The following is a 20,888-nucleotide window of genomic DNA, read 5'->3' as shown; positions in this document are numbered from 1 at the left end:
GCGAAACGATCATTCGGCCAGCGCCGAGAAGCGATAGCCGGCGCCCCGCACCGTCTGGATCAGGCGATCATGGCCGCTCGCCTCGAGCGCACTGCGCAGGCGGCGGATATGGACGTCGACCGTCCGCTCTTCGACAAAAACGTGGTCGCCCCACACCTGATCGAGCAACTGGGCGCGGCTGTGCACGCGCTCGGAGTGGGTCATGAAGAAGTGCAGCAGACGAAATTCGGTCGGCCCCAGTTCCACCGGCTTGCCCGAGGCAAAGACGCGGTGCGTGGCCGGATCGAGACGCAAGCCCTCGGTCTCGACGGCGTCCTCCGTCATCTGCGGTGCGCGGCGGCGCAAGACGGCGTTGATGCGCGCCAGCAGTTCGCGCGGCGAAAAGGGCTTGGTCAGATAGTCGTCGGCACCGGCGTCGAGTCCGGCAATCTTGTCGTGCTCCTCGCCGCGGGCGGTGAGCATGATGATCGGCAACTCGCGCGTCCGTTCGTCGGCCCGCAAGCGCCGCGCCAGCTGTATGCCGGGCGTTCCAGGCAGCATCCAGTCGAGCAGCACGAGGTCGGGCAGCGTCTCGCGCACAATCAGCGACGCCTCGTCGACGTCGCTGGCACGCAGCACGTGGTGACCGGCGTGGTGCAGATTGACGGCAATCAGTTCCTGAATCGCCGGTTCGTCTTCAACGACGAGGATATTGGCGGGCATGGCTGAAGTCTCTTAATGGAGGACGGTGCCCATTTTATGAAGCCGCAGTTACAGATTCATGACGAATCGGCGCACACAGACAGAGAATTTCCCACGGAAGCCTCGCCTCATCGCCGCGGAGACGCCCCCGGCTCCGACCTCGCGAAACCTCGCCCGCCGCGCGCCGGAGAGGAGCGCCGCCGGTGCGGACGCCCCGGCATTCTTCTCTGTTATGATAGCGCGTTCGCTTTCACCCCGGAGGGCGCATGGCCGGTCTGGATCGGGCATCGGCAGAAGCCACGCCGACCGAAATAACGCTGCACCAACAATCGCACCGCTTGGAAATCACCTTCGATAATGGCGAGTGCTTTTCGCTGCCTTTCGAATTCCTGCGCGTGTGGACGCCGTCCGCCGAAGCGCGCGGTCACGGTCCGGGGCAGGAGACCTTGCAGACGGGCAAGCGGGCAGTGACGGTCTTGCGCATCGAGCCCGTCGGACACTACGCCATCCGCCCGGTTTTTTCTGACGGTCACGCGAGCGGAATCTACTCGTGGGATCTGCTCTACAAGCTCGGCAAACATCACGACGAACTCTGGCAGACCTACCTGGCGCAATTGACGGCCGCCGGCGCCAGCCGCGACGCCACCTGAACCACAGCTTCTCCGAACCGACGCGGCCTGCCGTGCCGCCGCCCATTCTTCGCCACTTTAAGACCCGTACGATGAACGACAACAAAACGACTCACTTTGGCTACCAGCAAGTTGCCGAAGCCGAAAAAGCCCGCCGCGTGGCGGATGTCTTCGACTCCGTCGCCAGCCGCTACGATCTGATGAACGACCTCATGTCCGGCGGCATGCACCGCCTGTGGAAGTCTTTCACCATCGCGCAAAGCGGCGTCACGGCCGGTTCCCGCGTCCTCGACGTCGCGGGCGGCACCGGCGATCTGTCGCTCGCTTTCGCGCGCCGCGTCGGTCCGAACGGTCAGGTGTGGCTGACCGACATCAACAACGCGATGCTGACGCACGGCCGCGACCGCCTGCTCGACAAGGGCATCATGACGCCGGTGGCGCAGTGCGACGCCGAACACCTACCCTTCCCAGACGATTACTTCGACTGTGTCACCGTCGCCTTTGGTCTGCGCAACATGACGCACAAGGACAAGGCGCTCGCCGAAATGCGGCGCGTGCTGCGTCCGGGCGGACGTCTGCTGGTGCTCGAGTTTTCGCAGGTCTGGAAGCCGCTGGCGCCCTTCTACGATTTCTACTCGTTCAAGATCATCCCGCGCATTGGCCAGCTGGTGACGCAGGATGAAGCCAGCTACCGCTACCTCGCCGAATCGATTCGGGTCCACCCTGACCAGGAAACCCTGAAGTCGATGATGGAAGGCGTTGGCCTGGAACGTGTTCAGTACTTCAACCTGATGCTCGGCGTCGTCGCCCTGCATCGCGGCTTTAAGCTCTAGGAGACTTGCCATGCGCAAAACCCTGTTCGCGCTTTTCCTCGCGGTAATGAGCCTTGCCCTGACGGTCGGCGAAGCCGAAGCGAAGCGGCTGGGCGGTGGTAAATCGGTCGGCATGCAGCGCGAAGCGGTGACGCAGCGCGCCCCGACGCCGGAGCCGACGCGCAACGCCGTCGCGCCGACGCCTGCGCCGACGCCCGTAGGCGCCGCAGCAGCCGCGCCGAAGCGTAACTGGCTTGGCCCGATTGCCGGTCTTGCCGCCGGTCTCGGCCTCGCCGCACTGGCTTCGCATTTCGGTTTCGGCGAAGAACTCGCCAATGCGCTGATGATCGCCTTGCTGGTCTTTGCCGCCTTCGCACTGTTCCGCTTCTTCACCCGCCGCAAAGACGCGCCCGCGGCCGCCTCACCGCTGCAGTACGCGGGAGCCGGCGCCGCCAATAACGTTCCGCCACCGGTCGCCCAACGCGAAACTCAGGCTCCGGTAATCGGTAGCGCGCTCGGTGCCACCCCGCCAGCGAACGAAGCACCGGCACACGTGGCGCCCAACATTCCTGCCGACTTCGACGTCGAGGGCTTCCTGCGCGTCGCCAAGCTCAACTTCGTCCGCCTGCAAGCGGCCAACGACTCCGGCAATGTCGCCGACCTGCGCGAATTCCTCAGCCCCGAGGTATTTGCCGAGATCAAATTGCAGATCGACGAGCGCGGCGCCGTCAGCCAGCAGACCGACATCGTCACGCTGGAAGCCGCGCTGCTCGAAGTCGTCACCGAAGGCGACCGCCACATCGCCAGCGTGCGCTTCACCGGCATGGTGCGAGAGGAAGCCGACGCGAATGCCGAGCCGTTCAACGAAGTGTGGCATCTGACGAAGCCGGTCGCGGGCGATCGCGGCTGGACCGTCGCCGGACTGCAACAAATCGCCTGAGTCGCGCATGCTGCTCGCTGGCGCCCTGCGCTTCGTCAATCACCTGCTCAACGGCGAACGCTGGGCGCGGCAGCGCCTGGCGCCGTTCAGCGGCAGGGTGGCACGCGTCCGCTACCGGCAGTGGTCATTCGCCGTTGAAGTCGGCAGAGATGGCCTGCTGGCACCGGCCGTCGACGCCGATGCCGTCGCCCTCGTTACCTTGCACCTGCCGGAAGACGCCGCATCGCGGGCTCTCTCCGACCGCGCCAGCATCGCTGGCGCCACGCGCATCGAGGGCTCTGCCGATTTCGCGGAGGCCATCGCCTTCGTGGCGCGCAATCTGCGCTGGGACGCGGAAGACGACCTCTCGCGCATCGTCGGCGATATCGCCGCGCATCGCCTCGTCTCGGGCGGCAAGCGTTTCGCCGCGTGGCAACGTGACGCGGCGCAGCGAGCGGCGCAGGGCATCGCCGAGTACCTCACCTTCGAGCAACCGACGCTCGTCCCGCACCACGAGATCGACGCCTTCTGCAACGCCGTTGATGAACTGCGTGACGATCTTGCCCGTGTCGAGAAGAAGCTCTCGCGCCTCGAGACACCCTCTACGCGATCGACGTCATCGCCAGCCCCCACCAGAACACCGCGCGGCACTCGCGAAGACTAGCGGCAGCGAAGCAAAAGCGCCAGCAAAGCCGGTCGGAAGAAAAGCCAACGGCTGCCGACGCACCAGCCCCCCAAAGAAAAAGGCCAGCGAAAATCGCCGGCCTTTTTTTCGGCCCCGCGCACAAGGCGCCGAACCGTCAGCGAACGCCCTGCGGGCGCCCGACTATCAATGCTGATTACGCAGTTTCTTGATCGCCTGGATCTGGGCAATCGCCTCCGCCAGTTCCGCCTCGGCCGCCGCGTAGTTGATCTCGGCGCTGCGATTCTTCAGCGCTTCCTCAGCACGGGCCTTGGCTTCAACGGCTTTCGCTTCGTCGAGGTCAGCCGCACGGATCGCCGTATCGGCCAGCACCGTGATCATCGCCGGTTGCACTTCGAGCAGACCACCCGAAACGTAGACCATTTCGAATTCGTCGCGACCCGGCACTTTCAGACGAACCGTACCCGGTTTGAGGCGGGTGATCAGCTGCGAGTGACGCGGATAGATGCCCAGTTCCCCCGCTTCGCCCGGAAAGACGGCGAATTCGGTCTCACCCGAAAAGATAAGCTCTTCGGCGCTGACAACGTCAACATGAACTCTGAGTGACATGGTTTTCCTTTGCCACCGCTATCGGCCGCTGCAAAACGGCGCGATAGCGATTTCGGCTCTGTTGCGTGAAACGTTACTGGAGCGTCTTGGCCTTCTCGAACGCTTCTTCGATGCTGCCAACCATGTAGAAGGCTTGTTCCGGCAGCGCGTCGCATTCGCCGGCAACGATCATCTGGAAGCCCTTGATCGTGTCCTTCAGCGAAACGTACTTGCCCGGTGCGCCGGTGAACACTTCGGCAACGTGGAACGGCTGCGACAGGAAGCGCTGGATTTTCCGCGCACGGGCAACGGCCAGCTTGTCTTCCGGCGACAGTTCGTCCATGCCCAGAATGGCGATGATGTCGCGCAGTTCCTTGTAGCGCTGCAGCGTCGCCTGAACGGCACGCGCGCAGTTGTAGTGCTCTTCGCCGACGATCTGCGGGTCGAGCTGACGCGAGGTCGAATCGAGCGGATCGACGGCCGGGTAGATACCCAGTGCGGCGATGTCGCGCGAGAGAACGACGGTCGAGTCCAAGTGCAGGAAGGTCGTTGCCGGCGACGGGTCGGTCAAGTCATCGGCAGGAACGTAGACGGCCTGGATCGAGGTGATCGAGCCCACCTTGGTCGAGGTAATACGTTCTTGCAGGCGGCCCATTTCTTCGGCCAGCGTCGGCTGATAGCCCACGGCGGACGGCATCCGGCCGAGCAGCGCCGAGACTTCCGTACCGGCCAGCGTATAGCGGTAGATGTTATCGACGAAGAACAGAATGTCGCGGCCTTCGTCACGGAAGCGCTCGGCCATCGTCAGACCGGTCAGCGCGACGCGCAGACGGTTGCCCGGGGGCTCGTTCATCTGACCGAAGACCATGGCGACCTTCGATTCGGGCAGGTTGTCGAGCTTGATGACGCCAGCGTCCGACATTTCGTGATAGAAGTCGTTGCCTTCGCGCGTCCGCTCACCGACACCGGCGAACACGGACAGACCCGAGTGTTCCTTGGCGATGTTGTTGATCAGCTCAAGCATGTTCACGGTCTTGCCGACGCCGGCGCCGCCGAACAGGCCGACCTTACCGCCCTTGGCGAACGGGCACACAAGGTCGATAACCTTGATGCCGGTTTCGAGCAGGTCAACCGACGGCGACAGTTCGTCGAAACGCGGCGCCTTCTGGTGAATCTCACGACGCTCTTCGGTGGCGATCGGACCAACTTCGTCGATCGGGCGGCCGAGGACGTCCATGATGCGGCCCAGCGTGGCGTGGCCGACCGGCACGGAAATCGCGGCACCGGTGTTGTTGACCTTCATGCCACGGCGCAGACCATCCGAGGAACCCATGGCAATGGTACGCACCACGCCATCACCGAGTTGCTGCTGGACCTCGAAGGTCAAGCCGCGTTCACACATGTCGGACTCTTCGCTCAGATCGAGCGTCAGTGCGTCATAAACCTTGGGCATCGCGTCGCGCGGGAACTGGATGTCCACCACGGCGCCGATGCACTGAACAATTCTTCCTTGACTCATCGTCGTTTCCCCAATCAATAAACTTGTGTCTGCGCGGTCAAACCGCCGCAGCGCCGCCGACAATTTCCGAGAGTTCCTTGGTGATCGCTGCCTGGCGTGCCTTGTTGTACACCAGCTTCAATTCGCCGATGACATTCTTGGCATTGTCCGAGGCCGACTTCATCGCCACCATCCGCGCGCTTTGCTCGGATGCCATGTTCTCGGCAACCGCCTGATAAATCAGCGCTTCGACATACCGCAACAGCAGGTCATCGATCACCGACTTGGCGTCCGGCTCGTAGATGTAATCCCACTTGTTGGTGCTTTCGCCGACCAGATCGCCCGTCAGCGGCAGCAACTGTTCGACAACCGGCTCCTGCCGCATCGTGTTGATGAAGCGGGTGTAGCCGATGTACAGGACATCGATGTCGCCATTGATGTAGGCATCAAGCTGCACCTTCACCGCGCCGATCAGCTTTTCCAGCTGCGGCCGGTCGCCCAGGCCGATGACGCTGGACACAACGCGGGCGCCGGCACGCTGCATGAAGCCGAAACCCTTGTTGCCGATGGCCGTGACATGCAGGCCTTTGCCTTCGCCTTCCCATTCCTTCATGTGCTGCAGGGCGAGACGCAGGATGTTGCTGTTCAGACCGCCGCACAGGCCCTTGTCGGAGGTCACGCAGATCAGGCCGACGTTCTTCACCTTCTCGCGCGAAGCGAGGAAAGGGTGATGGTATTCGGACAGGGCGTGCGACAAATGGCCGGCGACGCGCCGGATCTTTTCGCCATAGGGACGAGCGGCCCGCATCCGGTCCTGCGCCTTGCGCATTTTGGATGCGGCCACCATCTCCATGGCCTTGGTGATCTTGCGCGTGTTTTCGACGCTCTTGATCTTGTTACGGACTTCCTTGCCGCTAGGCATGGCACTCTCCCGATCGGTCAGGCCAGAGTGGCCTTGAACTCCTCGATCGCCTTGGTGAGCTCCTGCTCTGCGTCGGCGTCAAGATTCTTGGTCGTCTCGATCTTGTTGATCAGGTCGGCATGCTTCTGCTTGATGGTGGCTTGCAGTTGGCGTTCGGTTTCGAGCGCCTTCTTGACCTCGACATCATCGAAGTAGCCTTTGTTGACCGCCAGCAGGGTGATCGTCATTTCGGCGACCGACAGCGGAGCGTACTGCGCCTGCTTCATCAGCTCGGTCACCATGCGGCCACGTTCGAGCTGCTTGCGCGTCGCTTCATCGAGGTCGGAGGCAAACTGGGCGAAGGCCGCGAGTTCGCGGTACTGCGCCAGTGCCAGACGGATACCACCGCCGAGCTTCTTGATGACCTTGGTCTGCGCAGCGCCACCGACGCGCGACACCGAGATACCGGCGTTGATGGCGGGGCGGATACCGGCGTTGAAAAGGTCGGTTTCCAGGAAGATCTGACCGTCGGTAATCGAGATGACGTTCGTCGGAACGAAGGCGGAAACGTCGCCCGCTTGCGTTTCGATGATCGGCAGGGCCGTCAGCGAGCCGGTCTTGCCCGTGACTTCGCCGTTGGTGAAGCGCTCAACCCACGCTTCGGAGACGCGCGCAGCGCGTTCGAGCAGACGGGAGTGGAGATAGAAAACGTCGCCCGGATAGGCTTCGCGGCCCGGCGGGCGGCGCAGCAGCAGGGAGACTTGACGATAGGCCCAGGCTTGCTTGGTCAGATCGTCATAAATGATCAGCGCGTCTTGACCGCGGTCGCGGAAGTATTCGCCCATCGTGCAGCCGGAGTACGGCGCGATGTATTGCAGCGCGGCGGATTCGGAGGCCGAAGCGGCGACGATGATCGTGTATTCCATCGCGCCGTGCTCTTCGAGCTTGCGCACCACGTTGGCGATGGTCGAAGCTTTCTGACCGACGGCAACGTAGATACAGGTCATGTTCTGACCCTTCTGGTTGATGATCGTGTCAATCGCCACCGCAGTCTTGCCGGTCTGACGGTCACCGATGATCAGTTCGCGCTGGCCACGGCCAACCGGAACCATCGAGTCGATCGACTTCAAACCCGTCTGCACCGGCTGCGTCACCGATTCACGCCAGATAACGCCCGGCGCGACCTTTTCGATCTTGTCGGTCAGCTTGTTGCCGAGCGGGCCTTTGCCATCGATCGGCTGGCCGAGCGAGTTCACGACGCGGCCGATCAGCTCGGGGCCGACCGGCACTTCGAGGATGCGGCCCGTCGTCTTGACGACGTCGCCTTCAGAAATGTGTTCGTATTCACCGAGAATCACGGCGCCGACGGAGTCGCGCTCGAGATTCAGCGCCATACCAAAGGTGTTGCCCGGAAACTCGAGCATTTCACCTTGCATGACGTCGTTCAGGCCATGCACACGGCAGATACCGTCGGTCACCGAGACCACGGTACCTTGCGTGCGCAGATCAGCGCCTGCGGGAAGATTCGCGATCTTCGCCTTGATCAGTTCGCTGATTTCGGAAGGATTCAACTGCTGCATGGAGTTCTCCTAATTCTTGAGCGCCGCACCGAGGGCTTCGAGCTTGCCGCGAACGGAAGCATCGAGCACCTGGTCACCCACCACGATCTTGACGCCGCCGACCAGAGACTGATCGACGACCACTTCGGCCTTCAGCCGGCTTCCGAAACGTTTTTCAAGGTCGCCCAGCAAGGTGGCGAGCTGCGCGTCATCCAGCGGGAAAGCGCTGTGAATGACGGCGTCCTTGACGCCTTCTTCGGCCCCCTTGAGGGCCGCGAAGAGGCTGGCGATTTCCGGCAGCAGCGCGAGACGCCCATTGTCCGCGAGCACGCGAACCAGACTCGACTCGTCGCTACCGACCTCGTTGCCGAGCAGCGCCAGAACGAGCTCGGCCTTTTGTGCCGCGGTCAGCTCGGGATCGTTCAACCGGCTGCGCACGTGCTCGTCGACGGAGATTGCCGCGAGCAGGGACAGCTGCTCAGACCAGGCGTCCAGCGCCTTTTTTTCCAGCGCCAGGCGGAAAACCGCCTCGGCGTAGGGGCGCGCGATGGTGACGAGTTCTGCCATGGTTTAGAGACCGCCCTTGAGCGAGGCGAGGATATCGGCGTGAGCCTTGGCATCGACTTCGCGACGCAGGATCTGCTCGGCGCCGGCAACGGCCAGTTGAGCGACCTGTTCGCGCAGTTCTTCCTTGGCGCGCGCGGTGTCCTGCTCGATTTCGGCCTGCGCACCGGCTTTGATCCGATCGCTTTCGACCTTGGCTTGTTGCTTGGCTTCCTCGATCACGGCCAGACCGCGCTTTTCAGCTTGGGCAACGATCTCGGCGGCACGCTGCTTGGCTTCATGCAGCACTTCGCTGGAACGCTTGGTCGCCAGCTCCAGCTCGTGCCGACCGCGTTCGCCGGAGGCGAGGCCATCGGCGATCTGCTGTTGGCGCGTGGCGAGAGCCGTCATGATCGGCGGCCAGACAAAGCGCATGCAGAACCAGACGAACAGGCCAAACATGATGGCCTGGGCAATCAGGGTTGCATTGATGTTCATGGACCAACCTTTCGTCTAAAACCTGTTTCGCACCCGAACGCTTAACCAGCGACAGCGAAGAGAACGTACAGGGCGAGACCGACGGCGATCATCGGCACCGCGTCGACGAGACCCATGACGATGAAGAACTGCGTACGCAGCATCGGGATCATTTCCGGCTGACGTGCGGCGCCTTCCAGGAAGCGACCACCCAGGATACCGATACCAACCGACGCGCCCAGCGCGCCCAGACCCATCATCAGAGCAGCCGCAATGAACATCAGGGGTTTGACGAGTTCCATCGAAAATCTCCAGTAAAAACGGGGTAAAAGGTGAATCGGAAACGGTTAGTGATGCTCTTGGTGGGCCATATCGAGATACACCACCGTCAGCGTCATGAAGATGAACGCCTGCAGCGTGATGATCAGGATGTGGAAGATGCCCCAGCCCAGCGAGAGAAGGATCTGCGAGCCGAACATCGTCGCACTGCCAACACTGGCAGCCGCCCACGTGGCTCCCATCAGCGCGATCAGGATGAAGATCATTTCGCCGGCGTACATGTTGCCGAACAACCGCAGGGCCAGAGAAACCGGCTTGGCGATGAGATTGACGCCTTCGAGAATCAGGTTGAACGGCATTGCCCACTTCGGCAGCGGCTGGAACGCCAGCTCGGCAAAGAAGCCACCCGGCCCCTTGATCTTCAGGCTGTAGTAGAGAATCAGCATGAAGACAACGATCGACATGCCGAAAGTGACATTCGGGTCGGTCGTCGGCACCACCTTGAAGTAGTGCACACCCATCGACTGGGCGATCATCGGAATGAAGTCGATCGGGAACAGATCCATCAGGTTCATCAGGAAGATCCAGACGAACAAGGTCAGCGCCAGCGGTGCGACCACAGGATTACGTGCGGAGAACGAACCGCGCACGCTGGTATCGACGAATTCGAGAATCCACTCGACAAAGTTCTGCAGGCCGCTCGGCACGCCCGACTTGGCGTTGGCGGCGACGCGCGCAAAGACGAATGCGAACAGACAGCCCAACACCAGAGCCACCAGGAAGCTATCGACGTTGAGCGCCCAGAAGCCCATTTCCTTGGCTTCCTGCGGCGTGTGCGCAAAACCCAGAGTGCCATCGGACAAGCGCCCGTAGGTCAGGTTTTGCAGGTGGTGCTTGATGTATTCCGTGGAGGAAATCGCTTCGCTGGACATTGACTTACTCGCGCTCTTGAATACTGATCGACGCAGCCAGGAACACAACCTGACCCGCCACGAAACCTGCGATCACATGAAGGGGGGACAAACCCAGACCTGCCAGACCGATGATGAGCAGGGACACCACCACAGCAAACCGCTCGATCGATGAGCGGAAAAAAAAGCGGAGGTGCCGCTGCGCATCTGCCCCTTGCCGCCGCCAATCGCTACGCATCCTGACAAGCAGTAATGCCGCATTGGCTATCGCCGTGATGCAACCATAGACCGCTGCCCGCGCCGCCTCTTCGCCCGACACCGCCCAGAATCCGTAAGCACAGAGCGCGAGAACTAGAAGCTGCCCACTTAGAATGCGGCCGGTTCGCGTCATCGAAAACCGTGTTGGCAGCCGCAAAAAATCCGCAGCATTGTAATTTACTCACCAGGAAGAATCAACGTGCGGGAAAAACTGCCCGACCGGCTGACTGCAAAGTGCCGGCACGGTAACAGACTCTTATATAAGAGTCAAACCACCGGCAGACGCTATGACGCCCGCCAGCGCAGCGTTTCGGGGCCGTCAACGGCGCAGACGCTCAAGAATGCCGTCGAGTTGGTCGAGGTCGCCAAAATCGATACTGACGCGCCCGGCGCCCTTGCGATTGGTGCGAATCTCGACCGACGCGCCAAGAATATCCGCCAGTTCTTCCTGCAAGCGCAGCACGTCGCGATCCGGCTTGTTTTCGACCGCCTCTTTCGGCGGCTTCAATGCACGTTGTGCCAGACGCTCCACTTCGCGCACCGACAGCCCCTTCGCCGCCGTCCGCTGGGCAAGCTGTACCTGCAGAACACCCGCCAACGGCAGCAGCGCTCGCGCGTGCCCCATGTCGATGGCGCCATCCATTAGCATGTCCTGCACCGGCGGCGCCAGTTGCAGCAGACGCAGCAAATTCGACGCCGCCGGCCGCGAACGGCCAACCGCATCGGCGGCCTGCTGGTGCGTCATGCCGAATTCGTCGACCAGCCGTTGCAGGCCTTGCGCTTCTTCGAGCGGATTGAGATCTTCGCGCTGGATGTTCTCGATCAGCGCCATCGCCATCGCCGCTTCGTCGGGGATGTCGCGCACCAGCGTCGGCACTTCTTCGAGGCCGGCCATCTGCGCCGCCCGCCAGCGTCGTTCGCCGGCGATGATTTCGAAGCGCTCTTCACCGGGTTCACCAAGCAAGGGGCGAACGAGGATCGGCTGCATCAAGCCCTGTGCGCGGATCGACGCGGCCAGTTCGTCGAGCGAGGCCGGGTCCATGCGCGTGCGCGGCTGGTAGCGGCCCGGCGACAGGCGCGCCACCGGCAGACGGCGCTGTTCTTCGCGCCGCTCGCTGGCGTCGCCCGCCAGCAGGGCGTCGAGACCGCGTCCGAGTCCCTTGAGCTTCATGATGGTGTTCCCTGAGTGGTAGCGTTGGCGGCAGCGCTGCGTTCGAGCATCTCCTGCGCCAGCGCGAGATAGGCCTGCGCGCCGCGTGAATTGCGGTCGAACGCGTAGACGGGCTTGCCGTAGGAAGGGGCTTCTGCCAGCCGCACATTGCGCGGGATGATGCTGCGATAGACCTTCTCGCCGAAGTGGCTCTCCAGCTCGGAAGACACCTGCTGCGTCAGCGTCGAGCGCGGATCGTACATGGTGCGCAGCAAGCCCTCGATTTCCAGGCGCGGATTGAGATTGGCGCGCACGCGCTTGAGTGTGGCGACGAGATCGGTCAGCCCTTCCAGCGCGTAGTACTCGCACTGCATCGGAATCATCACCGCCTGCGCGGCCGCCAGTCCGTTCACGGTGAGGAGATTGAGCGCCGGCGGGCAGTCCATGAGCACGAAATCGTATTCGCCGGCAGCGCTCGCCAGCGCATCGCGCAGCCGGTACTCGCGGCGCTCCATTTCGATCAGCTCCACTTCGGCGCCGGCCAGCTCGCGGTTGGCGGGCAGGATGTCGAAGCCGAAATCGGTGCGGATGCGTGACTGCGCCAGCGTCGAGCGGCCGATGAGGATCTGATAGACCGTCGGCAAGGCTTCGCGCTTGAAGACGCCGCAGCCGGTGGTCGCATTGCCCTGCGGATCGAGGTCGATCATCAGCACGCGCTGGTCGAGTGCGGCGAGGCAGGCTGACAGATTGACGGCGGTCGTCGTCTTGCCGACACCGCCCTTCTGATTGGTCACGGCCAGGATTCGCGTCGGCTTCACTGTGGTCGTTGCCACGTCACACCTCCTCACGGCGCACGGCGCCGGCATCCTTCAGAATCAGCACATGGCGCTCGCCGTCGACGCCCGGCACGCGTATCGGCAACGCCCGGTCGACGACGATACCGGCCGGCAAACGGGCAATTTCCTCGTGCGGCAAGAGCCCCTTCATCGCCAGCCAGCAACCGTCCGCGGCGAGCAGGGAGCGGGTCGGGCGGACGAAATCGGCGAGTTCAGCGAAGGCGCGCGAGACGATGGTGGCAAAGGGCTGCGCCGGTTGAAATTCTTCGATGCGCCGGCAATGCACGGTGACGTTGCGCAGTTCCAGCTCGATGACCGCCTGCTGCAGGAAGGCCGTTTTCTTCGAGTTGCTGTCGAGCAGATGCACCGCCAGATCGGGCCGGGTAATCGCCAGCGGAATGCCGGGCAGACCGCCGCCGCTGCCGACATCGAGCAGGACGCCCTCTCCGAGATACGGCAGGATCGCCAGCGAGTCGAGCAGGTGGTGGCTGACAGCCTTGTCGGGCGCGCGCAGCGCCGTCAGGTTGAAGGTGCGGTTCCACTTGTCGAGCAGTGCGGCATACGCCAGCAGACGCGCCTGCGCTGGCGCGTCGATATCAAGTCCGAGCACACGCAGGCCGCTCGCCAGTTGCTCGGCGGGATTCATCGGCTCAGGCACGGACAAGAGGTGAAGCCTGGCGCTTCAGATGGACGAGCAGCATGCTCACTGCCGCCGGCGTGATGCCTTGCAGACGCGCCGCCTCGCCGAGCGTGCGCGGCCGAGCCGCCGCCAGACGCTGGCAGACTTCATGCGACAAGCCGGCGACCTCTCCAAAATCGAGATCCTCGGGCAGGCGCAGCGATTCCTGCTGGGCGCGCGCTGCCACTTCGTCATGCTGGCGCTCGATATAGCCTTGGTACTTCGCCTGGATATCGAGCTGCTCGATCACCTGCGCATTGCGCAGACCGGCATCGACCGCCACGCCGTCGACCGGCAGGCGCATCAGTGCGTCGTAGGTCACTTCGGGACGGCGCAAGAGATCGTAGAGGCTGTATTCGCGCTCGAGGGTCTTGCCGAACAGCGCCTCGGCGGCGGCGGCATCGACCCGCGCCGGCTGCACCCAGGTCGCCTTCAGGCGCGCTGCCTCGCGCTCGATGGCTTCGCGCTTGGCGCAGAAGGCCGCCCAGCGCACGTCGTCAACGAGACCGAGACGGCGACCGGTTTCGGTCAGGCGCAGGTCGGCATTGTCTTCGCGTAGCGAGAGGCGGTATTCGGCGCGGCTGGTGAACATGCGATACGGCTCGGAGACGCCACGGCTGATCAGGTCGTCGACAAGGACCCCCAGATAAGCCTCCTCGCGGCGCGGCGACCAGCCCTCGCGGCCAAGGGCGCGCAAGGCGGCGTTGGCGCCGGCCAGCAGTCCCTGCGCCGCCGCTTCCTCGTAGCCGGTGGTGCCATTGATCTGACCGGCGAAGAAAAGCCCGCCCAGGGCTCGCGTTTCGAGGGTGTCGCGCAAGCCGCGCGGATCGAAAAAATCGTATTCGATGGCGTAGCCGGGGCGCAGGATGTGGCAGTTCTCGAGGCCACGGATCGAGCGCACGACCGCCAGCTGCACGTCGAACGGCAGACTGGTCGAAATCCCGTTTGGATAAATCTCGTGCGTATCGAGGCCTTCCGGCTCAAGGAAGATGTTGTGGCTGTCCTTGCCGGCAAAGCGATGAATCTTGTCTTCGATCGACGGGCAGTAGCGCGGGCCGATGCCTTCGATGATGCCGGCGTAGAGCGGCGAACGGTCGAGGTTGGCGCGGATGATGTCGTGCGTCTGCGTGTTGGTCGCCGTCACCCAGCAGGGCAGCTGGCGCGGGTGCTGGCTGACGTCGCCGAGGAAGGAAAAGACCGGCGGCGGATCATCCGAATGCTGCTCGACCATTACGGAGAAATCGATGGTCTTGCCGTCGAGGCGCGGTGGCGTCCCCGTTTTCAGGCGACCGGCCGGCAGCGCCAGCTCGCGCAAGCGGGCGCCGAGCGCGTTAGCCGGCGGATCACCCATGCGGCCGCCGCCACTGCTCTTCAGGCCGACGTGCATCAAGCCGTTGAGGAAGGTGCCGGCCGTGAGGACGACGCTGGCGGCGACAAAGCGCAGGCCAAAGCGCGTCACGACCCCCGCCACGCGGTCGCCTTCGACGATCAGATCGTCGGCAGCGTCGGCGAACAGCGTGAGATTCGGCTGGTTTTCGAGCCGGCGGCGAATTGCCTGCCGGTAGAGCACGCGGTCGGCCTGCGCTCGGGTTGCGCGTACCGCCGGCCCCTTGCTCGAATTGAGCGTGCGGAACTGGATGCCGGCCTCGTCGGTGGCCGCGGCCATGGCGCCGCCGAGCGCATCGACCTCGCGCACCAGATGCCCCTTGCCGATGCCGCCGATCGACGGATTGCAGCTCATCGCGCCGAGCGTTTCCAGCGTGTGCGTCAGCAGCAGGGTACGCGCGCCAATGCGGGCGCTGGCGAGCGCCGCCTCGGTGCCGGCGTGTCCGCCACCGACGACAATCACGTCAAAACGTTCGGGAAACTGCATCGGGAAAAAGCGTCAGAAGGGCGGCGAAAGGGACAGCGATTCTACGCCAGCGGGCTGAAAAATAACAGGATTCATGCCGGGTGAAGGGGGCCGAACGCCCCGTTGGCGAGCCCTTCGCCGCTCCGTAGCACCGGATTGCGCGACGAGCGGCGGAAGATTGCGGCAAAATCCTCGCACATTCTCCCCTTGATGACACCCGCCGCCGTGAATGACGCTGATATCCACAACAAGCTGCGCAAGGAACTGGCACAGAGCCGGGTGCTGCTGGTTGATCGCCACCCGGAGGCGCGCAATTTCCTGCGCATGACGCTGTCGGCCGTCGGCATCACCTCGGTGCGCAATGCCGGCACGGCGCACGAAGCACTGCGGCAGGCGCGCAACGCACGCTTTGACGTCATTCTCGCCGACTACCTGCTCGATCACGGCCGCGACGGCCAGCAGTTGTTTGAAGAACTGCGCCAGCAGCAGCTGATTCCGCTCGCCTCCGTATTCATGATCGTCACCGGCGAGCGCGCCTACCGGCGCGTAGTCTCGGTCGCCGAACTGGCGCCGGACGACTACCTGATCAAGCCATTCACCGCCGACCAGCTGCAAAGCCGCCTGTTGCGGGCGATGTACAAGAAAAAACACTTTGCCGAGATTTACGGCCACCTCGAAGACGACGCCTTCGTCGACGCGCTCGCCGCCCTTGAGTCGCTGCTGGCGCGCTCCAGCGAATTCGCGCTCGACGGGCTACGTCTCAAAGGCGAAATCCTCAATGCCCTCGGCCGCTACGACGAAGCGAGCGAGGTCTACCGAGAGGTTCTCGCCGCGCGCGTCGCCCCCTGGGCGCGCATGGGCCTGGCGCTGGCCCTGCGCGGCCGAGGTGAACTCGCCGAAGCCCTCGTCGAGGCACAGGCGCTGACCGAGGACTTCCCCGAATACCTCGCGGCCTACGATCTCACCGCCGATCTGCACGAACGCACCGGCGACCTCACCGCCGCGCAAGAAACCCTGCTGGCCGCCAGCGGCCGTTCGCCGGATAACGCGACGCGGCAGCGTCAGGTTGGCCACCTCGCCGTACGCAACAAGGATCTTGCCGTCGCCGAAAAGGCATTTGGCAAAGCGCTCGACCGGCTGCGCGGCAGCTCCTTGCGGCAGCTCGACGACTACACCAATCTTGCGCGCGTGCGCATCGACAAAGGCGACATCGCCGGTGCGCGCAGCGTGGCCGCCGATCTGCGGCGCGAGTTTCGCGGCGGCAAAGGCAGCGAAGCGGCGGAATCGGCCGACGTCGCCGAACTCGCCGCACTCGTCGTCGACAGCCTGGCCGCCGGGCGAACGGGCGATGCCGAGGCGGCCAAGAACGCGCTGAACGCGGCTCTGGCGCGGCACGACAGCCTGGCCAATCGCCGCAGCACGGCGGTTTCGCAGCATCTCGCCGTCGATCTCGCCCACGCCTGTCTCGCCCAGGGCGAAGAAGCCCGCGCTCAGGCCCTGCTGCGACGTGCGGCGGCCGAACACCACGACGACGAAGGCATGATCGATCGCATACGCGGCGTATTTGCCCGCGCCGGCAAGGAGCACCTCGGCGAAGCCATGCTGACGCAGGTGAGCGACGAAATCGTCGATCTCAACAACAAGGGCGTTCTGGCCGCCCGCAGTGGCGACCTCGATGCAGCGATCAGCATGTTGAGTCAGGCCGCCGAGCGCGTCGCCAACGTACAGTTTCTGGTCAACGCCGCGAAGGCGATCTTTACCAAAATGAATCGCGACGGCTGGGACGAGGCGCTGGCCGAACGTGCGCAGGGCTACGTGCGCCGGGCGCAAGCCAAGGACGCCGCCAGCCCGCGTGTCGTCTCGGCACGCGAACTATGCCAGCGCGTCGCCAAAAAATACGGCGTGCAACTCGAATCCGCCGCGAAGTGGAAAAAGGGAACGGACAGTGAGGCCGAGTGAACGACGGCACGCGTGAATCGCCGCATCCGGGCGCGGCGCCGGGCACTCAGTGGCGGCCGCCGAGCCCGAGATAGCTTTCGATAACGCGCGGATCGCTGCTCAAGGCCTCGCTCGGCCCTTCGAGCGAGACTTCGCCGGTTTCCAGCACATAGCCGTAGTCGGCAATCTGCAAGGCGGCGCGGGCGTTCTGCTCGACCAGCAGGATCGATACGCCGGTTTTCTTCAGTTCGCCGACGATGCGGAAAATCTCGCGGATGATCAGCGGCGCCAGGCCGAGGCTTGGCTCGTCGAGCATCAACAGCTTCGGTCGCGCCATCAGGGCACGCCCCATCGCCAGCATCTGCCGCTCGCCGCCGGAGAGCGTACCGGCCAACTGGCGGCGGCGCTCCCGCAGACGCGGGAAGATGTCGAAAACCTCCGCCATGGTGTCGGCGTGATCGCGCTTCCCGGAGCGGTAACGGTCAAAGGCGCCGAGCAGCAGATTGTCTTCGACGCTCATCTCGCCGAACAGCTCGCGCTTCTCCGGCACCAGCGTCATTCCCTGCCGCACCAGTTGCTCGACCTGCCGGTCGCTGCCCTGGCGCTGGCCGAGATAGACGATCTCGCCGCGCGCCGGCAGGAGCCCCATCAGAGCCGACAGCAAGGTCGTCTTGCCCGCGCCATTGGGGCCGATGACGGTGACGATCTCGCCGGCACGAATCTTCAACGCCAGCCCGTGCAGAGCTTCGACCTTGCCGTAGCTGACGGAAAGATCCCTGACGTCGAGGATCAGCGGCTTTTCCGCCGTCGTATCGTTGCTGTATTCGCTCATTACTGCCCCGCCCTACTCGACGCCGCCGAGATACGCTTCGAGCACCGCCGGGTTGCGCTGCACATCTTCCGGCAGCCCCTCGGCCAGCTTCTCGCCGAATTCCATGACCACCACGCGATCGGCGAGGCCCATGACGAAATCCATGTCGTGTTCGACCAGCAGCACGCCGATGCCCTCGTCGCGCAGTCGGCGCAGCAACTCGGCGAGCGCCTGCTTCTCGAAGTAGCGCAGACCGGCGGCCGGCTCGTCGAGGAGCAGGAGGCACGGATCGGCGGCCAGCGCGCGGGCGATCTCGACGATGCGCTGCTTGCCGAGCGGCAGACTGCCGGCGGCATCGTTGAGGTGTTCGGCAAGGCCGCAGCGCTCGATCTGATAGGCAGCTTCGGTGAGCAGGCGCGCCTCCTCGTCGCGTTCGAGATGCAAGGCGGCGGGCAGGTAGCCCCTGTCGCCGCGCAGGTGAGCGCCGATCGCGACGTTGTCGAGGACGCTCATGCCCGACAGCAGGCGGACGTGCTGGAACGTACGGCTCATGCCGCGCCGGGCGATTTCGCGCGACGGCAGACGTTCGACGCGTTCGCCACGGAAGGTGATTTCGCCCGAGGTCAGCGGGTCGACGCCCGAGATGCCGTTGAACAGCGTGCTTTTGCCCGCGCCGTTGGGCCCGATCAGAGCGACGACTTCCCCGGCGCGCACGTCGAGACTCATCTGGTTGTTGGCCACCAAACCGCCGAAGCGCTTGGTCGCCTCGCGCACGCTGAGCAGCTCTTGTCCGCGTTCGACGACCGGCCGGCGCGCCAGCGGCTGGCCGACGGTCGTCACGCGCTGCGCGGCGGGCGCTTGCGGTACGAAGCGCAGGAGGATCGGCCACAGACCGTCGCGCGAACGGTGCAGGATGAAGATCATCATCAGGCCGAAGAAAATGATCTCGAAATTGCCGCTCTGCCCCAGCAGCTGCGGCAGCCAGTCCTGCAGCCATTGCTTCAGGATGGTGATGAGGCCGGCGCCGAGCAGCGCGCCCCAGACGTGCGCGACGCCGCCGATCACCGCCATGAACAGGTATTCGATGCCCTGCGTCAGCGAGAATGGCGTCGGATTGACGAAGCGTTGCAGGTGCGCGTACAGCCAGCCGGAGAGGCAGGCATAGAGGGCAGCCACGGTGAAGATGACGATCTTGGCGCGCGGCGTATTCACGCCCATCGCTTCGGCCATCAGCGAACCGCCTTTCAGCGCGCGAATGGCGCGGCCGCTGCGCGAATCGAGGAGATTGCGCGTCAGCACGACGACGCCCAGCACGGCCAACCAGATCAGGTAGAAAAACTCGCGCCCGCTGTGCAGCTCGAAGCCAAAAACGCCGAGGGTCGGAATGCCCGATATGCCGGTATGACCGCCAAGGAATTCCACGTTGCCGAAGAGGTAGTACAGGCTGATACCCCAGGCAATCGTTCCCAGAGGCAGATAGTGCCCCGACAGGCGCAGGGTGATGAAGCCGAGCGCCAGCGCCACCAGCGCCGTCAAGGCGAGGCCGACGAGCAGCGTCAGCCAGGGGGACACGCCATAGGTGGTCGTCAGGGTGGCCGTCGTGTAAGCACCGAGGCCGACGAAAGCCGCCTGACCGAAGGAAGTCAGCCCGCCGACGCCAGTCAGCAGTACCAGTCCCATGGCAACGATGGCGTAAAGGCCGATGTAGTTGAGCAGGGTGACGGTGAATTCAGGCAACAACAGCGGCGCGACGGCAAGCAGGGCGATGCCGATGAGCGGCAGCGCCTTCACCCACGCTGGCGACAGTTGCAGACGCGGGGAGGCGCTCATTCTTCCTCCTCGGTGTGGCGCGTCGTCAGCGAACGCCAGACCAACACGGGAATGATCAGCGTAAACACGATCACTTCCTTGAAAGCGCTCGCCCAGAACGACGAATACGATTCGAGCAGACCGACCATCACGGCGCCAGCCGCCGCCAGCGGATAGCTGCCGAGCCCCCCGACGATGGCGCCGACAAAACCCTTCAGGCCGATGAGAAAACCGGAGTCGTAGTAAATCGTCGTGATCGGCGAAATGAGAATGCCGGAGAAAGCGCCGATCAGTGCCGCCACCGAAAACGACAGCTTGCCCGCCATCGTTGCGGAAATGCCCATCAGGCGGGCGCCGGTGCGATTCATGGCGGTAGCGCGCAAAGCCTTGCCCCACAAAGTGCGCTCGAAAAACAGGTAGAGCGCGACGATGAGCGTCAGGCTGGCAGCGACGACGAGCAGGGTCTGTCCCTGAATCATGGCGTCACCGATCTCGAAGCTCGCATCGGTAAAACTCGGCGTCCGCGATCCCTCGGCGCCGAAGAAAAAGAGGCCCAGCCCGGTCAGCGTCACGTGCACCGAGACGGCGACGATCAGCAGCACGAGCACCGAGGCTTCAGCAATCGGTTGAAAAACCAGGCGGTAAATCAGCGGGCCGAGCGGCACGACCACGGCCAGCGTCAGCAACACCTGAATCGGCAAACCGAGACTCGACAGCGGAATGTTCGCCAGCAAACCCGCCAGTGCCAGCGGTAGCGCCAGGTTGATGCCGAGAATGCGCGGAATCCGCTGCAACTGCCGGTCACGCAGGGCAAACACGGTATCGATGAGGCCCGCCACGGCGCCGAGCCCGATCAGCAGCCAGAGCGTTCCGGGCAGCACGCCCGTCTGCAGGCTGGCCAACGTCAGAGCGCCAAAAGCGACGAATTCGCCCTGCGGAATGAAAATCACGCGTGTGACGGTAAACACCAGCACCAGGGCGAGCGACAACAGGGCATAGATGGCACCGTTGGTGATGCCATCCTGCCCCAGCAGCAATGCGATCTGCAGGTCCATCAGCGAATGCGCGCGGCGAACGCGACGTGCGCCGCCCTAAGGCGAAGTGCGCGCCAATGC

The 20,888-nt window shown here is 63.9% G+C and carries 22 protein-coding genes; 5 read left to right on the top strand and 17 right to left on the bottom strand.

All coding sequences use genetic code 11. From position 1 onward, the window contains the following. Positions 1–9: 9 nt before the first annotated feature. Positions 10–702: a phosphate regulon transcriptional regulator PhoB gene (gene phoB / locus GHK24_RS11720; RefSeq protein WP_153473074.1), complete on the bottom strand. Its 693-nt coding sequence runs from the start codon at positions 700–702 to the stop codon at positions 10–12. A gap of 245 nt (positions 703–947) precedes the next feature. Here phoB and GHK24_RS11715 point away from each other — a divergent pair, with 245 nt between their 5' ends. The 4 genes from GHK24_RS11715 to GHK24_RS11700 all read left to right on the top strand — a co-directional run bounded on the left by GHK24_RS11715 (position 948) and on the right by GHK24_RS11700 (position 3,705). Further along, complete coding sequence (locus GHK24_RS11715; RefSeq protein ID WP_153473073.1) at positions 948–1,331, top strand: gamma-butyrobetaine hydroxylase family protein; 384 nt, start codon at positions 948–950, stop codon at positions 1,329–1,331. Positions 1,332–1,402: 71 nt separating this feature from the next. Beyond that, positions 1,403–2,143, top strand: coding sequence for a bifunctional demethylmenaquinone methyltransferase/2-methoxy-6-polyprenyl-1,4-benzoquinol methylase UbiE (gene ubiE, locus GHK24_RS11710; RefSeq protein WP_153473072.1), 741 nt, complete (start codon positions 1,403–1,405; stop codon positions 2,141–2,143). A 10-nt stretch (positions 2,144–2,153) separates the two neighbouring features. Beyond that, positions 2,154–3,062 carry a Tim44 domain-containing protein gene (locus GHK24_RS11705; protein WP_153473071.1) on the top strand — a complete coding sequence of 303 codons (909 nt, stop codon included), beginning with the start codon at positions 2,154–2,156 and terminating at the stop codon, positions 3,060–3,062. A gap of 7 nt (positions 3,063–3,069) precedes the next feature. Next, positions 3,070–3,705: a ubiquinone biosynthesis accessory factor UbiJ gene (locus GHK24_RS11700; RefSeq protein WP_153473070.1), complete on the top strand. Its 636-nt coding sequence runs from the start codon at positions 3,070–3,072 to the stop codon at positions 3,703–3,705. 165 nt (positions 3,706–3,870) lie between these two features. Here the strand turns inward: GHK24_RS11700 and GHK24_RS11695 are convergent, their stop codons facing one another. From GHK24_RS11695 to mnmG, 13 genes are all read right to left on the bottom strand, one after another. Continuing rightward, the gene (locus GHK24_RS11695) at positions 3,871–4,293 is read right to left on the bottom strand and encodes a F0F1 ATP synthase subunit epsilon (RefSeq protein ID WP_153473069.1); all 423 of its coding nucleotides are present in this window, start codon (positions 4,291–4,293) and stop codon (positions 3,871–3,873) included. Positions 4,294–4,366: 73 nt separating this feature from the next. Next, complete coding sequence (gene atpD / locus GHK24_RS11690) at positions 4,367–5,791, bottom strand: F0F1 ATP synthase subunit beta (protein WP_153473068.1); 1,425 nt, start codon at positions 5,789–5,791, stop codon at positions 4,367–4,369. A gap of 37 nt (positions 5,792–5,828) precedes the next feature. Continuing rightward, positions 5,829–6,692, bottom strand: coding sequence for a F0F1 ATP synthase subunit gamma (gene atpG, locus GHK24_RS11685; RefSeq protein WP_153473067.1), 864 nt, complete (start codon positions 6,690–6,692; stop codon positions 5,829–5,831). 17 nt (positions 6,693–6,709) lie between these two features. Further along, positions 6,710–8,251, bottom strand: coding sequence for a F0F1 ATP synthase subunit alpha (atpA, locus tag GHK24_RS11680; protein WP_153473066.1), 1,542 nt, complete (start codon positions 8,249–8,251; stop codon positions 6,710–6,712). 9 nt (positions 8,252–8,260) lie between these two features. Beyond that, the gene (locus tag GHK24_RS11675; RefSeq protein WP_153473065.1) at positions 8,261–8,797 is read right to left on the bottom strand and encodes a F0F1 ATP synthase subunit delta; all 537 of its coding nucleotides are present in this window, start codon (positions 8,795–8,797) and stop codon (positions 8,261–8,263) included. A gap of 3 nt (positions 8,798–8,800) precedes the next feature. Further along, complete coding sequence (locus GHK24_RS11670; RefSeq protein WP_153473064.1) at positions 8,801–9,271, bottom strand: F0F1 ATP synthase subunit B; 471 nt, start codon at positions 9,269–9,271, stop codon at positions 8,801–8,803. Positions 9,272–9,312: 41 nt separating this feature from the next. After that, positions 9,313–9,552, bottom strand: coding sequence for a F0F1 ATP synthase subunit C (gene atpE / locus GHK24_RS11665; RefSeq protein WP_153117812.1), 240 nt, complete (start codon positions 9,550–9,552; stop codon positions 9,313–9,315). A 45-nt stretch (positions 9,553–9,597) separates the two neighbouring features. Continuing rightward, positions 9,598–10,461, bottom strand: a complete 864-nt coding sequence (gene atpB, locus GHK24_RS11660) for a F0F1 ATP synthase subunit A (protein ID WP_153473063.1) — start codon at positions 10,459–10,461, stop codon at positions 9,598–9,600. Positions 10,462–10,465: 4 nt separating this feature from the next. Next, positions 10,466–10,831: an ATP synthase subunit I gene (locus GHK24_RS11655; protein ID WP_153473062.1), complete on the bottom strand. Its 366-nt coding sequence runs from the start codon at positions 10,829–10,831 to the stop codon at positions 10,466–10,468. A gap of 186 nt (positions 10,832–11,017) precedes the next feature. Continuing rightward, positions 11,018–11,869, bottom strand: coding sequence for a ParB/RepB/Spo0J family partition protein (locus GHK24_RS11650; protein ID WP_153473061.1), 852 nt, complete (start codon positions 11,867–11,869; stop codon positions 11,018–11,020). Beyond that, a complete protein-coding gene (locus tag GHK24_RS11645; RefSeq protein ID WP_340666178.1) occupies positions 11,866–12,681 on the bottom strand; it encodes a ParA family protein in 816 nt (271 codons plus the stop codon). The genes GHK24_RS11650 and GHK24_RS11645 overlap by 4 nt, the downstream gene beginning before the upstream one ends. A 1-nt stretch (position 12,682) precedes the next feature. Then, complete coding sequence (gene rsmG, locus GHK24_RS11640; protein ID WP_340666179.1) at positions 12,683–13,342, bottom strand: 16S rRNA (guanine(527)-N(7))-methyltransferase RsmG; 660 nt, start codon at positions 13,340–13,342, stop codon at positions 12,683–12,685. Next, positions 13,335–15,236 carry a tRNA uridine-5-carboxymethylaminomethyl(34) synthesis enzyme MnmG gene (mnmG, locus tag GHK24_RS11635; RefSeq protein WP_153473059.1) on the bottom strand — a complete coding sequence of 634 codons (1,902 nt, stop codon included), beginning with the start codon at positions 15,234–15,236 and terminating at the stop codon, positions 13,335–13,337. The genes rsmG and mnmG overlap by 8 nt, the downstream gene beginning before the upstream one ends. A gap of 204 nt (positions 15,237–15,440) precedes the next feature. Between mnmG and GHK24_RS11630 the strand changes: the two genes are divergently transcribed. After that, positions 15,441–17,174 (top strand): response regulator, encoded by a 1,734-nt coding sequence (locus GHK24_RS11630; RefSeq protein ID WP_340642761.1) that lies wholly within the window; start codon positions 15,441–15,443, stop codon positions 17,172–17,174. A 46-nt stretch (positions 17,175–17,220) separates the two neighbouring features. Here the strand turns inward: GHK24_RS11630 and GHK24_RS11625 are convergent, their stop codons facing one another. From GHK24_RS11625 to GHK24_RS11615, 3 genes are read right to left on the bottom strand one after another with little or no spacing between them, the layout of a single operon-like run. Beyond that, positions 17,221–17,985 carry an ABC transporter ATP-binding protein gene (locus tag GHK24_RS11625; RefSeq protein ID WP_153473057.1) on the bottom strand — a complete coding sequence of 255 codons (765 nt, stop codon included), beginning with the start codon at positions 17,983–17,985 and terminating at the stop codon, positions 17,221–17,223. Between the two features lie 12 nt (positions 17,986–17,997). After that, a complete protein-coding gene (locus GHK24_RS11620; protein ID WP_153473056.1) occupies positions 17,998–19,794 on the bottom strand; it encodes a branched-chain amino acid ABC transporter ATP-binding protein/permease in 1,797 nt (598 codons plus the stop codon). Next, a complete protein-coding gene (locus tag GHK24_RS11615; protein WP_153473055.1) occupies positions 19,791–20,828 on the bottom strand; it encodes a branched-chain amino acid ABC transporter permease in 1,038 nt (345 codons plus the stop codon). Before GHK24_RS11615 ends, GHK24_RS11620 begins: the two co-directional genes overlap by 4 nt. Positions 20,829–20,888: the final 60 nt, after the last annotated feature.

Origin of the sequence: Rhodocyclus gracilis (assembly GCF_009617575.1) — a bacterium.
Lineage (GTDB): Bacteria > Pseudomonadota > Gammaproteobacteria > Burkholderiales > Rhodocyclaceae > Rhodocyclus > Rhodocyclus gracilis.
This window is presented reverse-complemented; position numbering and strand designations above follow the sequence as displayed.

Coding starts and splice junctions, on each gene's coding strand:
- GHK24_RS11695 (WP_153473069.1), bottom strand. CDS start 4,293: ATGTCACTCAGAGTTCATGTTGACGTTGTCAGCGCCGAAGAGCTTATC.
- GHK24_RS11620 (WP_153473056.1), bottom strand. CDS start 19,794: ATGAGCGCCTCCCCGCGTCTGCAACTGTCGCCAGCGTGGGTGAAGGCG.
- GHK24_RS11675 (WP_153473065.1), bottom strand. CDS start 8,797: ATGGCAGAACTCGTCACCATCGCGCGCCCCTACGCCGAGGCGGTTTTC.
- GHK24_RS11650 (WP_153473061.1), bottom strand. CDS start 11,869: ATGAAGCTCAAGGGACTCGGACGCGGTCTCGACGCCCTGCTGGCGGGC.
- GHK24_RS11715 (WP_153473073.1), top strand. CDS start 948: ATGGCCGGTCTGGATCGGGCATCGGCAGAAGCCACGCCGACCGAAATA.
- GHK24_RS11655 (WP_153473062.1), bottom strand. CDS start 10,831: ATGACGCGAACCGGCCGCATTCTAAGTGGGCAGCTTCTAGTTCTCGCG.
- atpA (WP_153473066.1), bottom strand. CDS start 8,251: ATGCAGCAGTTGAATCCTTCCGAAATCAGCGAACTGATCAAGGCGAAG.
- atpD (WP_153473068.1), bottom strand. CDS start 5,791: ATGAGTCAAGGAAGAATTGTTCAGTGCATCGGCGCCGTGGTGGACATC.
- GHK24_RS11625 (WP_153473057.1), bottom strand. CDS start 17,985: ATGAGCGAATACAGCAACGATACGACGGCGGAAAAGCCGCTGATCCTC.
- GHK24_RS11705 (WP_153473071.1), top strand. CDS start 2,154: ATGCGCAAAACCCTGTTCGCGCTTTTCCTCGCGGTAATGAGCCTTGCC.
- GHK24_RS11615 (WP_153473055.1), bottom strand. CDS start 20,828: ATGGACCTGCAGATCGCATTGCTGCTGGGGCAGGATGGCATCACCAAC.
- GHK24_RS11670 (WP_153473064.1), bottom strand. CDS start 9,271: ATGAACATCAATGCAACCCTGATTGCCCAGGCCATCATGTTTGGCCTG.
- ubiE (WP_153473072.1), top strand. CDS start 1,403: ATGAACGACAACAAAACGACTCACTTTGGCTACCAGCAAGTTGCCGAA.
- atpE (WP_153117812.1), bottom strand. CDS start 9,552: ATGGAACTCGTCAAACCCCTGATGTTCATTGCGGCTGCTCTGATGATG.
- phoB (WP_153473074.1), bottom strand. CDS start 702: ATGCCCGCCAATATCCTCGTCGTTGAAGACGAACCGGCGATTCAGGAA.
- GHK24_RS11700 (WP_153473070.1), top strand. CDS start 3,070: ATGCTGCTCGCTGGCGCCCTGCGCTTCGTCAATCACCTGCTCAACGGC.
- atpB (WP_153473063.1), bottom strand. CDS start 10,461: ATGTCCAGCGAAGCGATTTCCTCCACGGAATACATCAAGCACCACCTG.
- mnmG (WP_153473059.1), bottom strand. CDS start 15,236: ATGCAGTTTCCCGAACGTTTTGACGTGATTGTCGTCGGTGGCGGACAC.
- atpG (WP_153473067.1), bottom strand. CDS start 6,692: ATGCCTAGCGGCAAGGAAGTCCGTAACAAGATCAAGAGCGTCGAAAAC.